Origin of the sequence: Vibrio sp. Vb0598, from assembly GCF_033338935.1 — a bacterium.
Lineage (GTDB): Bacteria > Pseudomonadota > Gammaproteobacteria > Enterobacterales > Vibrionaceae > Vibrio > Vibrio alginolyticus.
Genome location: NZ_JAWOTP010000266.1, coordinates 1 through 1,080 on the forward strand (window position 1 = coordinate 1; position 1,080 = coordinate 1,080).

Annotated in this window: 2 protein-coding genes; both read left to right on the top strand. The window is 44.4% G+C overall.

Annotated elements, in window-relative coordinates; all coding sequences use genetic code 11:
* On the top strand, positions 1-416 hold a 416-nt coding region (locus R7Q38_RS24595), incomplete at its 5' end, for an ABC transporter permease subunit (RefSeq protein WP_318114687.1).
* Positions 413-1,080: molybdenum ABC transporter ATP-binding protein (gene modC, locus R7Q38_RS24600; protein WP_318114688.1), on the top strand; the 668-nt coding region annotated here is incomplete at its 3' end. The genes R7Q38_RS24595 and modC, both read left to right, overlap by 4 nt.

A 1,080-nucleotide genomic window follows, 5' to 3' on the forward strand; every position in this document is an offset into this window, starting at 1 on the left:
GGGCAGTTGTCGCTTGTATTGTTGTCGCATTGCCTTTGATGGTTCGCTCTATCCGGTTAAGTTTGGAAAGTGTGGATCCTAAACTGGAACACGCGGCATCCACGTTGGGCGCATCGCCTTTAAAAGTCTTTTTAACCATTACTTTGCCTCTGACGATTCCAGGGATCATCACGGGCACTATGCTGTCGTTTGCCCGCAGTCTGGGTGAGTTTGGCGCAACCATCAGTTTTGTGTCCAATATTCCCGGGGAGACACAAACCATTCCCCTTGCTATGTACAATTTTATTGAAACACCGGGAGCGGAAATGGAAGCGGCACGCTTGTGTATCATTTCTATTGCTCTCGCTTTATCGACGTTGATGATTTCTGAGTGGTTGAATCGTAAAGCAGCGAGTAGATTGGGTGCGAAGCGATGACAATTAAAATGCAATTCAAACAAACGCTTGGCGAAACTAACTTTGATATCGATCTTTCGTTACCACGTAACGAAATAAGTGCATTATTTGGACGTTCTGGAGCCGGTAAAACCACATTAATTAATGTGATTAGTGGGTTGGTGACGCCACAACAGGGCAGAATTGCAATTGGTGATCACGTCTTGTTTGACAGTGAACAAGGGATCAATTTACCAACGCATAAACGTAAAATCGGGTATGTATTTCAGGATTCGCGTTTATTTCCTCATTACTCTGTACAGGGCAATCTTTTGTATGGAGTGAAGGAAAAAGAAGACGCGTATTTTGATGCCGTGACGGACTTGCTCTCCATCAAACCTCTTTTAAAGCGTTTTCCAATCTCACTCTCTGGCGGTGAAAAGCAACGTGTCGCTATTGCTCGTGCACTGTTATCGAAGCCGGATTTGTTGTTGATGGATGAACCTCTCGCATCACTAGATATGCCCAGAAAGCGTGAAGTCATGCCATTTCTGGAAGAGTTGTCAGACAAGGTGAACATTCCCATTATCTATGTAACGCATAGCCTACAAGAGATTTTGAGGCTTGCTCAGCATCTTGCGATTATAGATAAAGGACAAGTAACCACATCTGGCAAACTTGAAGAGGTTTGGGCTTCTCACGCAAT